The 13,688-nt window shown below is 60.6% G+C and carries 15 protein-coding genes; 8 read left to right on the forward strand and 7 right to left on the reverse strand.

Annotated features, from left to right (window positions below; translation table 11 throughout):
- Positions 1-28 precede the first annotated feature (28 nt).
- A complete protein-coding gene (locus JOD50_RS01005) occupies positions 29-259 on the forward strand; it encodes a DUF3107 domain-containing protein (RefSeq protein WP_109304173.1) in 231 nt (76 codons plus the stop codon).
- A gap of 426 nt (positions 260-685) precedes the next feature.
- The gene (locus tag JOD50_RS01010; RefSeq protein ID WP_204880084.1) at positions 686-2,329 is read left to right on the forward strand and encodes a DEAD/DEAH box helicase; all 1,644 of its coding nucleotides are present in this window, start codon (positions 686-688) and stop codon (positions 2,327-2,329) included.
- 69 nt (positions 2,330-2,398) lie between these two features.
- On the opposite strand, the gene JOD50_RS01015 is transcribed toward JOD50_RS01010, so the two are convergent.
- Positions 2,399-3,280: a PHP domain-containing protein gene (locus JOD50_RS01015; RefSeq protein ID WP_204880085.1), complete on the reverse strand. Its 882-nt coding sequence runs from the start codon at positions 3,278-3,280 to the stop codon at positions 2,399-2,401.
- A gap of 71 nt (positions 3,281-3,351) precedes the next feature.
- Here JOD50_RS01015 and JOD50_RS01020 point away from each other — a divergent pair, with 71 nt between their 5' ends.
- Entirely contained in the window at positions 3,352-4,935 is a 1,584-nt protein-coding gene (locus JOD50_RS01020; protein WP_420825517.1) for an aminopeptidase P family protein, read from the forward strand.
- A gap of 130 nt (positions 4,936-5,065) precedes the next feature.
- Here the strand turns inward: JOD50_RS01020 and JOD50_RS01025 are convergent, their stop codons facing one another.
- Positions 5,066-5,953: a YflT domain-containing protein gene (locus tag JOD50_RS01025; protein WP_204880086.1), complete on the reverse strand. Its 888-nt coding sequence runs from the start codon at positions 5,951-5,953 to the stop codon at positions 5,066-5,068.
- 52 nt (positions 5,954-6,005) lie between these two features.
- On the opposite strand from JOD50_RS01025, the gene JOD50_RS01030 reads away from it, so the two are divergent.
- Positions 6,006-7,142, forward strand: a complete 1,137-nt coding sequence (locus JOD50_RS01030) for a P-loop NTPase (protein WP_204880087.1) — start codon at positions 6,006-6,008, stop codon at positions 7,140-7,142.
- 62 nt (positions 7,143-7,204) lie between these two features.
- Here the strand turns inward: JOD50_RS01030 and JOD50_RS01035 are convergent, their stop codons facing one another.
- Positions 7,205-7,591 (reverse strand): twin-arginine translocase TatA/TatE family subunit, encoded by a 387-nt coding sequence (locus JOD50_RS01035; RefSeq protein ID WP_204880088.1) that lies wholly within the window; start codon positions 7,589-7,591, stop codon positions 7,205-7,207.
- A gap of 58 nt (positions 7,592-7,649) precedes the next feature.
- Positions 7,650-8,339 carry a hypothetical protein gene (locus JOD50_RS01040; RefSeq protein WP_204880089.1) on the reverse strand — a complete coding sequence of 230 codons (690 nt, stop codon included), beginning with the start codon at positions 8,337-8,339 and terminating at the stop codon, positions 7,650-7,652.
- Positions 8,340-8,616: 277 nt separating this feature from the next.
- On the opposite strand from JOD50_RS01040, the gene JOD50_RS01045 reads away from it, so the two are divergent.
- Complete coding sequence (locus JOD50_RS01045) at positions 8,617-9,252, forward strand: class I SAM-dependent methyltransferase (RefSeq protein WP_204880090.1); 636 nt, start codon at positions 8,617-8,619, stop codon at positions 9,250-9,252.
- A 119-nt stretch (positions 9,253-9,371) separates the two neighbouring features.
- Here JOD50_RS01045 and JOD50_RS01050 read toward each other — a convergent pair whose 3' ends face one another.
- The 3 genes from JOD50_RS01050 to JOD50_RS01060 all read right to left on the reverse strand — a co-directional run bounded on the left by JOD50_RS01050 (position 9,372) and on the right by JOD50_RS01060 (position 10,917).
- Positions 9,372-9,539 (reverse strand): DUF3117 domain-containing protein, encoded by a 168-nt coding sequence (locus JOD50_RS01050; RefSeq protein WP_101630647.1) that lies wholly within the window; start codon positions 9,537-9,539, stop codon positions 9,372-9,374.
- Between the two features lie 164 nt (positions 9,540-9,703).
- Positions 9,704-10,036 (reverse strand): DivIVA domain-containing protein, encoded by a 333-nt coding sequence (locus tag JOD50_RS01055; protein ID WP_204880091.1) that lies wholly within the window; start codon positions 10,034-10,036, stop codon positions 9,704-9,706.
- Positions 10,037-10,149: 113 nt separating this feature from the next.
- Positions 10,150-10,917, reverse strand: a complete 768-nt coding sequence (locus JOD50_RS01060) for an LOG family protein (RefSeq protein ID WP_204880092.1) — start codon at positions 10,915-10,917, stop codon at positions 10,150-10,152.
- A gap of 218 nt (positions 10,918-11,135) precedes the next feature.
- Between JOD50_RS01060 and JOD50_RS01065 the strand changes: the two genes are divergently transcribed.
- From JOD50_RS01065 to JOD50_RS01075, 3 genes are all read left to right on the forward strand, one after another.
- On the forward strand, positions 11,136-11,897 hold the full coding sequence (locus JOD50_RS01065) for an amino acid ABC transporter ATP-binding protein (RefSeq protein WP_204880093.1): 762 nt from the start codon (positions 11,136-11,138) through the stop codon (positions 11,895-11,897).
- Between the two features lie 34 nt (positions 11,898-11,931).
- A complete protein-coding gene (locus JOD50_RS01070; RefSeq protein WP_204880094.1) occupies positions 11,932-12,834 on the forward strand; it encodes a glutamate ABC transporter substrate-binding protein in 903 nt (300 codons plus the stop codon).
- A gap of 170 nt (positions 12,835-13,004) precedes the next feature.
- Entirely contained in the window at positions 13,005-13,688 is a 684-nt protein-coding gene (locus tag JOD50_RS01075) for an amino acid ABC transporter permease (protein WP_204880095.1), read from the forward strand.

The raw sequence follows: 13,688 nt of genomic DNA on the forward strand, positions 1-13,688 counted from the left end.
TGTGGGTTTGAGGCGAAAGGTTCTTCTGATGGAAATCCGTATTGGTGTGAAGCATGTGGCTCGCGAGGTTGGCCTGGAAACTGATGCCAGCTATGACGATGTGGTTGCTCAGGTTGAAGAGGCCGTCAAGAACGGTTCGCTGTTGCAGCTGACCGGCGTTAAGGGCCGCAAGATCGCTGTTCCGGGCGACTCGATTGCATATGTTGATTTCGATGGTCGCCGCCCAGGCCCTGTTGGTTTCGCTCACCAGGCCAAGTAGGCGCTAGCAGTTCTGGCTCAGTAGTTTTCGTTTGAGTGGGGTGGAAGGCCGTTGCGGCCTTCCACCCCACTCGCGTTTCCGGCGGAAGCATGTTCCGCATCGTGGCAGCGGCAGCCGTTTCGCCATCGTCATCCTTGCCGCGGCTCAGCTATGCCATAGACTGGAGGGGTACCTGGGACGCCCGGTCGCGTTTGTGTTGTTCAGTATGTTGCTGCGTTGTCAGTATTTTTCTCCACGTTTTCGTGCGATCGGCTATCCCCCGGCCCGCCTCGACCTGCTGTTGAGTGTGGATTGTTTCGCGGGTTCTGCGTGTGGAGCGGAATCGCGTTGATTCACCGGCAGCCATTCTGCGCGGCCGCTACTGAGGTTGTAGCGCCGCGGCGTGGTTGTAGCTCCGCGATGTTGAGGCTAACGAGAGAGAATTGAATGACTGAAACCACTCAGCAGACTTTTGCTGATTTTGATGTGGATGCTCGCATTGTTGAGGCTTTGGCTTCCAAGGGTATTGAGCATCCGTTCCCTATTCAGGCGATGACGTTGCCTGTTGCTTTGGCTGGCCATGACATTATTGGCCAGGCGCAGACCGGTACGGGTAAGACCCTCGGTTTTGGTATTCCTGCCCTGCAGCGTGTTGTTGCTCCGGGTGAGGATGGTTATGAGGATTTGCCGCATCCGGGTGCTCCGCAGGCTTTGATTGTTGCGCCTACGCGTGAGCTGGCTGTCCAGGTTGCGGATGATCTGACCCTGGCTGCGTCGAAGCGTTCGGTGCGCATCGCCACGATTTATGGTGGCCGCGCGTATGAGCCGCAGATTGAGCAGTTGGCTAAGGGTGTCGACGTGGTGGTCGGTACGCCTGGCCGCTTGATTGATTTGAATCGTCAGCGTCACTTGAATTTGTCTGCGGTGCGGATTGTTGTTTTGGATGAGGCTGACGAGATGCTGGATCTGGGCTTCCTGCCGGATGTTGAGCGTCTGATTGCGGCTGTTCCTGAGGTCCGCCAGACCATGCTGTTCTCTGCGACGATGCCTGGCCCTGTTATTTCGATGGCCCGCCGCTACATGTCGAAGCCGACGCATATCCGGGCGTCGAGCCCGGATGATTCTGAGAACATCACGAAGAAGGACATCCGCCAGTTGGTGTACCGTGCACACCAGCTGGATAAGGATGAGGTTGTTGCGCGTGTGTTGCAGGCTGAGGGCCGTGGCCGCACGATTATTTTCACGCGGACTAAGCGTCAGGCTGCTCGGATGGCTGAGGAGCTCATGGATCGTGGGTTCGCGGCGGGTGCTCTGCATGGTGATTTGGGGCAGGGTGCTCGTGAGCAGGCGCTGCGTGCGTTCCGTAATAACAAGGTCGATGTGCTGGTTGCGACGGACGTTGCTGCTCGCGGTATCGATGTTGAGGATGTCACGCACGTGATTAACCTGCACTGCCCGGATGATGAGAAGACGTATCTGCACCGTGTGGGCCGTACGGGCCGCGCTGGTCAGAAGGGTACGGCGATCACGTTCGTGGACTGGGAGGATGTTCCTCGCTGGGGCTTGATCAATAAGGCTTTGGGCCTCGATTATGAGGAGCCTCGCGAGACGTATTCCTCTTCGCCTCACTTGTTCGAGGATTTGAACATTCCTAAGGGCACGAAGGGCCGTTTGCCTCGCGACAAGCGCGTTTTGGCTGGCCTGGATGCCGAACGTGTTGAGGACCTCGGCGGCCCCGATTCGCGTAAGTCGCGCGGCGGCCGTTCCGGTGGTCGTGGCGGACGTGGTGGACGTGGCGGACGTGGCCGTGGTGAGCGAAGCAGCGAGCGCGGTGGCCGTGGCGAGCGTTCCGGTTCTGGCCGCGGTGGCCGTCAGCGTCGTCGTACGCGTTCTGGTGACGGCTCGGATGCTTCGCAGCAGGGCTCACAGCAGGGCAAGGATGCGCAGGCTGACAAGGGTCAGCGTGGTTCAGCGTCCGATGCGGGCTCAGCTGAGTCTGGATCGCAACGTTCGCGTGGCGAGGGCCGTTCGCGCCGCCGTTCGGGTGGCCGTCAGCGTCGCCGCACTCGTTCCGGCGAGGGCGCTGAATAAGGCTAGGTAGCTCCCCTAGCAGCGCCTACTAACTCAGCGGCTCCTGCTAACTTAGCGGCGCCTACTAACTCAGCGCAGCCATTCTGCCGGTAGCCCGGCGGTGTAGGCGCTGCGGTTGTGGGGTGCGGCTTGCTCGAGGATTTTTTGTAGCTGTTCCGGCTCGGTGAGGTTTTCACCGAGCCGGTTCGGTTTTCCGGTGCCGTGATAGTCAGAGGAGCCGGTGATGATGAGGTCGCGTTCGCGGGCCACGTCGTGGAGCCATGCGCGGCCAGTTTCGTTGTTGTCGCGGTGATAGATTTCAACGCCCGCAAGCCCGGCGTCGACGCAGTCTTCGAGGTCGGCGTGGCGGATCACGCGGCCGCGTGCGGGTGCGGCGGGGTGTGCCATGACCGGTACTCCCCCGGCGGCGCGGATCATCTCGACCGCAGCAACGGGGCTTGGCGCGGGCTGATCAACGTAGTAGCGGCTCTTGCTCGAGAGCATGTCAGCGAATGCGGCGCTGCGGTCCGGGACGATGTTGGCGGCCACGAGCGCATCGGCGATGTGCGGGCGGCCGATCGTCGCGCCGTCGGATGTTTGCGCGAGGACGTCTTCCCATGTGATCGGGAAGTCTACTCCGAGCCGTTCAACGATCATCTGGGCTCGCACCACGCGGGAATCACGCTGATCAGCCATCGCGGCCACAAGTGCGGCATCCTCAGGGTCCGGCATGTAAGCGAGCATGTGCACCGTGACTCCGGTATCCGGGACTCGGCAGCTGATCTCGATGCCGCCAACCCAGCCCATACCCAGCTCGAGCGCGGCTGAGCGGGCCGCGTCCCAGCCGTCAACCGCATCGTGATCCGTGAGAGCCACGATGTCCAGGCCAGCCTGGTGGGCCTGTTTGATGACGTCTTGTGGGGATTCGGTGCCGTCGGAAACCCACGAATGAGTGTGAAGATCGATGCGCATGAACCACAGCTTACGACAGGACACGCACATTTCGGGATGAAACTGTCAGACCCTAATGACACGATAGAGGGGTGACTAACGAGACATCTGATTCGCAGTTCCCTGCCCAGCCTTCCGCCGCAGCCTCTGCGGGCGCGGGTTCTGAGCAGCCTATTGAGGAAAGGGTTAACAACCGTTCCATGCGTCCTAATTCTGAAGCTTTCCGCGAGTTCATGGCGTCGAACTGGGCAGAAGCGGATCACTCGGTGACCCGCGCGGCCTCGGCTGACTACGCCGCCAAACGCCGTGCCGCGTTGTCCGCACTGTTCCCGGGTGAGCGCCTGGTGCTTCCGGCGGGCCCGCTCAAGGTACGTTCGAATGACACCGATTACCGTTTCCGCCCACACTCGGGTTTCGCCCACATGACCGGGCTGGGCACTGATCAAGAGCCGGATGCGGTCTTGGTCATGGAGCCTGTTGAAGAAGGCAAGGGCGATGATGGCTCGCAGCACGTCTCGACCCTGTACTTCCGCCCTATGGCTGGCCGCGATTCCAAGGAGTTCTACTCCAACGCCCGCACGGGTGAGTTCTGGATTGGTGCCCGCCACACGCTCGAGACCATGGCGACCCAAACGGGCCTGCCGACCGAGCACATGGACCTCAAGCTCGAGGACGCGATCACTGAGAACGCGGGCCTCCCGGCGCTCGGCGGTGTGAGTGTACGCGTGGTTCGTAACGTGGACCAGGTTGTGGATGCGCTCATCGACACGTCCCGCATCAACACCGGCTTCACCGACCTCGACGCCGAGGACAAGAAGGACGCCAAGCTCACCGAAGCACTGTCTGAGCTGCGACTCATCAAGGATGAGTGGGAAGTCGAACAGATGCGTGAGGCCGTTGCTGCTACTGCGTCTGGCTTTGAGAACATCATCGCTAACCTCTCCCGCGCGGTAGACCACAAGCGCGGCGAGCGCGTCGTGGAGACCTCGTTCTTTGCGCGTGCACGTGAAGAGGGCAACGACCTCGGCTACGACACGATCGCGGCCTCGGGCAACAACGCGACCACTCTGCACTGGATCCGCAACGACGGCCAGGTGAACTCGGGTGAGCTGTTGCTGGTTGATGCCGGTGTTGAGGTTGATTCGCTCTACACGGCCGATGTGACCCGCACTGTGCCGGTGGATGGCACGTTCACGCCGATCCAGCGCAAGATTTATGAAGCGGTTCTGGATGCTGCGGATCAGGCGTTCGCAATCGTCAAGCCGGGCATCACGTTCCGTATGATCCACGACAAGGCTGCCGCTGTTTTGGCCGAACACCTCGATGAGTGGGGTCTACTGCCGGTCAGCGCTGAGGAAGCGGTCAAGCCGTCGGGTCAGCAGCATCGCCGCTGGATGCCGCACGGTGTGAGCCACCACCTCGGCTTGGATGTTCACGACTGCGCGCAGGCACGTCAGGAGCTCTACCAGGACGGCATCGTTCAGGAAGGCATGATCTTCACGATCGAACCGGGCCTGTACTTCAAAGCTGAAGACCTCGCCGTACCTGAGGAATACCGCGGCATCGGTGTGCGCATCGAGGACGACATCCTCGTCACCGCCGACGGCGCCGAGTCCCTCACCAAGGACATCCCACGCACCGTCGACGAAGTTGAGGCCTGGCTCAAGCGCGGCTAGGCAGCGCAACTAAGCAGCGCGGCCTGCGGCGACAGCCGCGAAGCACTGCTGAGCCACAAGAAAGCCGGGCGCAGACCAAGAAATATAGGTCTGCGCCCGGCTTTCTGTATTCCGGCTATTTCACCACCGGCTACTTGGCTTCCGGCTTATCCGTTCCCGAATTGTCGGCCTCGGGTTCTTCGGCTTCGGGTTGCTCCGGTTCCGGTGTAGCTTCCTCGCGCTTCTGAGCCTCAAGGTCCTCACGACGGACACCAAAGCGCGGGCGACCATCCTCAAGATCCGCATAGAACGGATCACGCGAAGCCCTCGACCCCGCCTCGGACGGTTTCTCCGCCTCAGACGACGCACCGCCGCTGACGCCACCGTACTGGCCAGCATTCCCGGTAGGGCTCCCGTCAACGTTAGCCCGGCCAAAATCACCCTGGCCGTAGCCGCCACCCTGATAGCCACCACCCTGGCCGTAACCACCGCCATGGTAACCGCCGCCCTGGCTGTAGTTTCCAGCTTCGTTGACTGGCAACGAAACCGGACGATCCTGCAACTTACGCAGCAACGCCTGGGCCTGGCCAGCGACCTGCGGGTTCACGATCACGTCCCAGCTCGCCGGCAAAACCTGGCGGGTGGACGCGAAGTCTCGTTTCCCGCGGCGCAACGCGTACTGGATGATTCCGAAAATCATCCACATTACGGCACCGATCAGCAGAGCCGCCAGCACGACCGTCGCGATGTTGACCCCCTGCGGCGAGAACAGCATCATGATGAGTCCGAAGAACAGACCCATCATCGCGCCCTGCATCGCCCCCTGAAGAGCGACCTTAGGGTAGGTCAGCTTGCCGGACACCCGCTCAACCAGTTTGAGGTCGTTTCCGATAATGGAGACGTTTTTGACTGGGAAGTCGTTATCCGCGAGGAAATCGACCACCTTCTGGGCGTCCTGGTAGTCGCTGTAGCGCCCCAAGACCGGCCCCCGAGGAATGGTCATGAACATGTTGCCTAGGCCGTCCGGTGTAGCTGTCATACCCCCAATTTACTCCGCTATCCCGTGCTTGGCTTTAGTTATCCTGGGAAGTATGCCAACAGCTGAGTTTTCTGACCGTTCGCGCCTTTCCGAGCGTGTGCGCCGCGCTCTCTCGTCCGTTCAGGACCCGGAGTTGCGCCGCCCGCTCGCGGACCTCGGGATGCTCAGCGACGTCACCGTCACCGATGACGGCCGCGTGAGCGTCACGGTCAAGCTCACCGTTGAAGGTTGCCCCATGAAGTCGCGCATCGCTGACGACGTTGAGGCCGCTGCCCGCACGGTTGATGGGGTGTCCGATGTGGATGTCACTTTGGACGTCATGTCGCCTCAGGAGCGGGCCGAACTGGTGGGCTCACTCAAGCGCACGGGCTCGCCTCTCACGAAGCCGGACACGCTCACCCGCATCATCGCAGTCGCGTCCGGAAAGGGCGGGGTCGGGAAGTCGGCCGTCACTGTGAACCTGGCGGCGGCGTTGGCCGCTGAGGGTTACAAAGTCGGCGTGATTGACGCGGATGTCTTGGGCTTCTCGGTCCCGGGGCTCATGGGTGTCACAGACAAGCCGACCCGCGTCGACGACCTCATCTTGCCGCCAGTCGCGCACGGCGTGAAGGTCATGTCGATCGGCATGTTCTTAGACAGCAATCAGCCTGTCATGTGGCGCGGCCCGATGTTGCACCGCGCGCTGGAGCAGTTCGTGAACGAGGTTCATTTCGGCGACCTCGATTTCCTGCTCCTCGACCTGCCTCCAGGCACGGGCGACGTCGCGATCTCTGTCGGCCAGTTACTCCCTCACGCTGGTGTACTCGTGGTCACGACCCCTCAGGCAGCCGCGGCGGAGGTTGCCGAGCGTGCCGGCGCGATGGCGCATCAGGTTGGCCAGAAGGTGCTCGGCGTGGTCGAAAACATGTCTTTCATGCGGATGCCGGACGGTAGCGTGTCCCACATTTTCGGTTCCGGTGGCGGCGAGCTGGTCGCCCAGCATCTAAGCGAGCAGGTGGGCTATCCGGTTGAGGTTCGCGCGCAGATCCCGCTCGAGGAGAGGCTGCGGATCGGCTCGGATGAAGGCACTCCGGTCGTGTTGAGCTCGGAGCCTTCAGAAGCGGCCGATGCGTTGCGGGCCCTGGCACGCGAACTCGCCTCGGCGCCGCGTGGGCTTGCAGGCAAGCCGCTCGGCGTCACGCCGAGGTAAACCACACTGAGGTAAACACCTTGAGGTAAACACCCGCTGTCCTCCCCGGCTAGAGGGCCAACTCAGGTCGCTTCGTCGTCGAACGGCGCCGGTTCATCGGCCGGTAGCAGGTCTTGCGCCGCGACGTTCGGGAGGCCTTGCGGTTTCCACTGCGAAGCCGCAGGCTGTGCGGGAGCTGCTGGCGCGTCGTCGTCTTCAAAGAGAGCGTCGCGGATGATCTTGCGGGGATCGTATTGCCGCGGATCAAGTTTGCGCCAGTCGACATCGTTGACTTCATCGCCCATTTCCTCTTGGAAACGTTCCTTAGCGGTGCTCGCGTAATTGCGGATGCCCTTGATGAAGTCGGCGAGTTTTCGGGTGTACTCGGGTAGCTTATCTGGCCCGAGGATCACAACGGCAAGAATCCCCAAAATCAGGAACTCTGCACCATTAATTCCAAAAAACTCCACGCCCGAAGTTTACCTGTTCACACGATGCTTACGAATCTGACACGAATCCGTTGGCCAATCAGCGGGGCTCCATGAGGCGAGCGAAACCACGGCTGAGCCGTTCAAGACCACCTGCGCGCGAGGCGTCGAGGTCACGGATCTTGTCAGTCGCCTGCGCGCGGACTTGATGCACGAGCAGCTTCTCGTGAATGTATGGCAGATCCGCCGCGATCACGAAGCGCGCGCTGTCCGTGCTCAGCTCGGATTTCCACCGTGGCCCCATGCCGTCCCGCAACTCAAGGATCGCGGGGTTACTCGCTTCTGCGTCTTCCGATTCGATGCGGCTCTGCGTGGATCCGCTACTCGCTTCACGGGATTCAACGATCACCACTGTTCCCGCAGGCGAGTGGTAGGTCTGCCGGAGTTCGTACGTGGTTCCGATGTGCCGGCCCGATGCGCTTTGCCACGTGAATCCGATGGTGCGCAGGTCGGTGCACAACCAGCCCGCGCGCCGAAGGTTCGAGATTTCATCCGAACTGAGCGGCTCGCCGTCCTCTGTGAAGTGGGAGGCGGATGTCGAAACCGGTTGAGGTTCCCGGACTCCCCCGGCAATCCACGCTGCTACGACCACGCCCACCATGACGGAGAACGTCACCAAGGCACCAATGAGCGGAACCCAACGGGTTGCACGCGGGCGTACCGCGCCATCCTGAAAACTGGAGCTGTGTGGAGGGGCTTCCTGGGAGGTATCGCGTTCATTGTCGCTCATATACCTCTATGCCACCTCCTTGCTCGGAACCGGATTTAAGACTGGCACGCCTACAACTGGCCTCACCAAATGAGGCCGTGCAGGAACATGATTCACTCCTATTTTGCCGTGTTCACCTGAGCGAAACCTGGTAACAGACTCAAGGGAAACTGCTTAATGAACGCGGTTTGCTTCACGTGCTGGTGCGCGTTGAAGTCCAACCCGAGCGACGGCATAAGATGTCTAAGAAACCCTTGCCGCTACGCGGCGCTCCCGATTCGATCCCGAAGGAACATCAGTGTCAGTTTCAAAGCACAGCAGCTGGTCTTACACAGAGGCCCTCCCCCTCGAGGATGCTGTGCTGACTTCCGCGCGTAGCCGTGGACAAGAGCTCGGCGTCGAGCCGGTCACCCCGACCGTTGGGCAACTGATCACCGTGCTCACCGCGAACGCGCACGTCGAAGCCGCGGTCGAGGTCGGCACGGGTGTGGGTGTGAGCTCGCTGTCGATTCTGCGTGGTATGGCGCCTGATGGGGTCCTCACCACGATCGACAAAGACTACGATCACTTGGACGCCGCACGCTACGCCTTCAAGGACGAGAAACTCCCGAGCCGCCAGGTCCGGACCATCAACGGCCGCAGCCAGGAAGTCCTCCCTCGGCTCGCGGACGCGTCCTATAACTTGGTTTTGCTCGATGGCGACCCGAACCGGGTAGCGAAAGAATCAGTTGAAGCGCTACGGCTTCTGGCTCCAGGCGGACTCTTGATCGTCAACGACGCGCTCGATTCAGACCGCGTCCCTGCTCCCGCTGTACGCAAGCCGTCGACGATCGCGGCACGTAAAGCGCAACGCTGGCTTCGTGACCACGAGGACGTGTTCTCCGTAACGATCCCGTCCGGGACCGGCGTCATGTTGGCCGTCAAGAAACGCTAAACGCCACGACGTACCGAAGCGAGAATTAACGAGTGAGCGCGCCCACCGCTGTGGTAGGCGCGCTCACTCGTTACAGAAAAGTTTTGCGCTGTACGAAAACTTTGTTCTGTTCGAAAGATTTATTCGGTTACGCCGACGAGAGCATCACGCATGGCAACGGCTTCGTCGTCATTGATCTCCAGGACCAGGCGTCCGCCGCCTTCGATCGGAACCCGCATAATGAGGCTCCGGCCCTCTTTAACAACTTCCAGCGGACCGTCGCCGGTACGTGGTTTCATCGCAGCCATACTCGTGCGCTCCTCATGTTCCAATGGGGTACCGCTGACCCCAGTAAAGTACGAGCCCCTTCAGGGTTAACAGCATTATCCCAGATAACCTGCGTCACAACCAATCGGAGGATGCCCTGACGTGCCCGTTTCTAGCTTTTGATGCCGGTCGCACCCGCTAGAGATTACTTGCTTGATGCTGTTCGAGAGGCCCCGGAACGCAACTGCGCATTCTCGGCTTCTAACGCCTCGATCCGCATGGCCAACGCGTCGAGCACTTCATCCGTGACATCGCATCGATACCCTCGGAAGGCAACAGGCAGACGCAACGCATCAACGTCGCCGCCACGCGGATTCTCCGGCAACACAACTGGCGGCAGCACCGGATCTGGTTCCGGCAACCCCACCATCGGCGGCGTGTCATCTAGCGGAGTAACGCGCCCATTTGACCGCGGATACACAGCCACAGCGATCGCGGCAGCGGCAATCACCGCAATAAACACCACTAACAAAGGCATCGGATAACCCTCACCTGCAGCTGAAGCTGCCTCGACATCAGGCCTGGCTGCGTACTCGAGCTCACAGCGCCGAGTTAGCTTTCGCCAGGTTAGTTTTCTCTAGGATATGCCGTTCAGTCTTGCGCGTCTTCTGGGGCGCCACCCGGGCGGCGCGCGTGAACCGTCGCGAATTCAACGGCCTCAGCGATGTCGTCAGTGACCAGCGGGCGCTGAACATCCGCTTCACCGATGGTTCCGCGCTCAAGCAGAACCTGTTCCATCCATTCAAGGAGCGGGCCCCAAAAATCCTTACCGATCAGTGCGATCGGATAGCTACCGATCTTCTGCGTCTGGCACAGAGTCATGATCTCGAAAAGCTCATCGAGCGTACCCACGCCTCCAGGCATCACGACGCAACCGTCCGTGTACTTCACGAACGTCACCTTGCGGCTAAAGAAGTAATGGAATGGGACAGGGGTGTCTACCCACGCGTTGAAGCCGGTCTCGAACGGCAGGTTGATGCCCAACCCCACCGAGCGGCCCCCGGCTTCAGCAGCGCCGCGATTCGCGCCCTCCATAGTTCCTGGCCCACCGCCCGTCACCACGGCATAGCCAGCCTCAGCGAGTCTGCGGCCGACATCACGCGCAGCCTCATACTCTTGCGTGCCTTCACCAAGGCGCGCTGAACCGAACACGGCAATCGCCCCGCCGAGTTCATTCAACGTGTCGTACGCGGTCACGAACTCAGACTGCATGCGCAGAACGCGCCACGCCTCGCGGCCACGGTCAATCGGCGAAGACCGCTTGAGCATGTCGCGGTCAAAATGATCCGCTTGTCGACGGCCCGGAAGCGGAACCTCGGAGTGCGAAGGATCAAACGGTAGACGGTTAGAGGTGGTCATAATGCAACCCTAACCAGGCCGCGGAGCTCCGGGGCACTGAAACGACACCCCGACGAGCGAGAAGTTGATGAACTGTAGGTAAATAAGGGTCCGTGGGGCGTCACCCGTAGCCGCCATATGTCGACACATGTCCACCGTTCACAGGAAAATCCATACACAATCACTAAAAATCCACACCAAGTTGATACAAGTCACACAAAAACTGCTATTTTGTTTTCATGACATCAACAGTTGAGACGGATACCACACCCGTTGTTTCCCTCAAAGAGGTCAACAAACACTACGGCCCACTTCACGTCCTGCGCGACATCAACCTAGACGTCCACCGCGGTGAAGTGGTTGTCGTCCTCGGCCCTTCTGGCTCCGGTAAGTCCACGATGTGCCGGACGATCAACCGCCTCGAAACCATCGACAACGGTGAGATCCTCATCAACGGCAAGAAGCTTCCTCAGGAAGGCAAGGCGCTCGCCAAGCTACGTGCCGACGTCGGAATGGTTTTCCAGTCCTTCAACCTCTTCGCCAACAAGACCATTCAGGACAACGTGACCCTCGGCCCCGTCAAGGTTCGCGGCGTCAAGCCTGCTGAAGCGAAGAAGGAAGCCCTCGAACTGCTCAACCGAGTGGGTGTGGGCAACCAAGCCAACAAGATGCCATCGCAGCTTTCCGGCGGTCAGCAGCAGCGCGTCGCCATCGCCCGCGCACTGGCCATGAAGCCTGAAGTCATGCTCTTCGACGAACCTACCTCGGCACTCGACCCCGAGATGATCACCGAAGTGCTCGACATCATGATCCAGCTCGCCAAGTCCGGCATGACGATGATCGTCGTGACCCACGAAATGGGCTTCGCCCGCAAAGCCGCAGACCGCATCGTGTTCATGGCAGACGGCGAAATCGTCGAAGAAGCAACCCCAGAAGAGTTCTTCACCAACCCGCAAACCGACCGGGCTAAAGACTTCCTCTCCAAGCTCATCACTCACTAACTCCCCACCCCGGGGGCCTAGAAAGGAAACACCCATGGCTTTCTCATTCACCCGCCGCGGTAAGCGCGCAAGCGCTGTATTCGCGACGCTCGCAGCAGCATCACTCGCTCTCACCGCATGCGGCGGTGGCGAAGGCGAAGCAGAGCACGTAGACCTCGACGCTAAGAAGGACGTCAAGATCGAAGGCTCGAAGACCTTCGACAAGATCTCCAAGGACGGCAAGGTCGTCATCGGCGTCAAGGAAGACCAGCCAGGCCTCGGCTACCTCGACGCCGCAAGCGGCGAGCGCTCCGGCTTCGACATCGAAATCGCCCGCTGGATGGCCGCTGAGCTCGGCATCGAATCCGACAAGATCGAATACAAGGTCGTGGACTCGGCAAACCGTGAGCAGGCGCTCTCCAACGGTGACGTTGACCTGTACGTCGGCACCTACTCGATCACCGACAAGCGCAAGCAGCAGGTCGGCTTCGTCGGCCCATACTTCCTGACCGGCCAGGGCCTGCTCGTCAAGAAGGACGACGACAGCATCAAGTCCGAAAAGGACCTCAAGGGCAAGACCGTATGCTCCGCAACCGGTTCGACCCCACTGCAGAACATTGAAGAAAACTTCAAGGACACCAAGGCCGTGGGTATGGACAAGTACTCGGCATGTGTCTCCGCCCTCATGGACGGAAACGTTGATGCTGTGACCACCGACCAGGCGATCCTGCTCGGCTACGCATCCAACGACCCAGACAACCTCAAGGTTGTCGGCGAGCCATTCACCGAGGAACGCTACGGCGTTGGTATCCCTAAGGGCGACACCGCGCTGTGCACCGCTCTGACCGAATCGCTGACCTCCGAGGACGGCAAGAAGACGTGGACCAAGATCTACGACGCAACTCTTGGTAAGTCCGGCACCGAGGTCGAACAGCCTGAGCCAGACAAGTGCAACTAAACCGCTGATCACGTTTACAGCGTGACATGGAGGAAGGCGGCTCGGGCGCTCAGAACTCGAGCCGCCTTTCCCATGAAAACAGCACACTCTGACCCTTCTGGTCAGCCCTACACAGATAAACCGGGCACGCAAAGCCCAGCAGCCCCCTCAGGCAGACAAGGAGCGCACACATGGACGCGCTAGCCGAGTTCTGGCGAGTACTCACCGACAACAGCGACATATACATCCGCGGTTTCAAGATGACTCTGTGGCTCTTCGTGGTCTCGGGCATCGGTTCCCTCATCCTCGGCACGATCGTCGGCGCGATGCGGGTCTCCCCCGTTCCTGTGATGCGCGCGGTAGGAACGTTCTACGTCAACGCGGTCCGTAACACCCCGCTGACGTTGATCCTCATGTTCTTCGCCCTCGGGTACCCCAAACTCGCATCAAGCAGCAGCTCAGTCCTACCCAAGCTGGACTTCGTTCAGCTCGCGATGGTCGGCCTGACCCTCTACACCGCGACCTACGTCGCGGAAGCTCTGCGTTCGGGTATCAACACCGTACCGTTGGGGCAAGCGGAAGCCGCCCGCGCCGTCGGGCTCACGTTCGGTCAGTCGATGACGCAGATCATCCTGCCGCAGGCTTTCCGCGCAACCGTGCCACCCATGTTCTCGGTGCTCATCGCGTTGCTGAAAAACACGACGGTCGCGGCAGCTTTCGGTGTGGTTGAGGCTGGAACGATCCGCCAGTACCTCTCGGAACGCTCCGAACCTCAGTTGCAGGGCCTCATCTGGGTCGCCATCATCTTCGTGGTGCTCGTGATGTTCCTGTCGATGCTGCAACGGTACTTCGAACGTAAGTGGAAGGTGGCATAA

Origin of the sequence: Pseudoglutamicibacter cumminsii, from assembly GCF_016907775.1 — a bacterium.
GTDB classification, from domain to species: Bacteria; Actinomycetota; Actinomycetes; order Actinomycetales; family Micrococcaceae; genus Pseudoglutamicibacter; species Pseudoglutamicibacter cumminsii.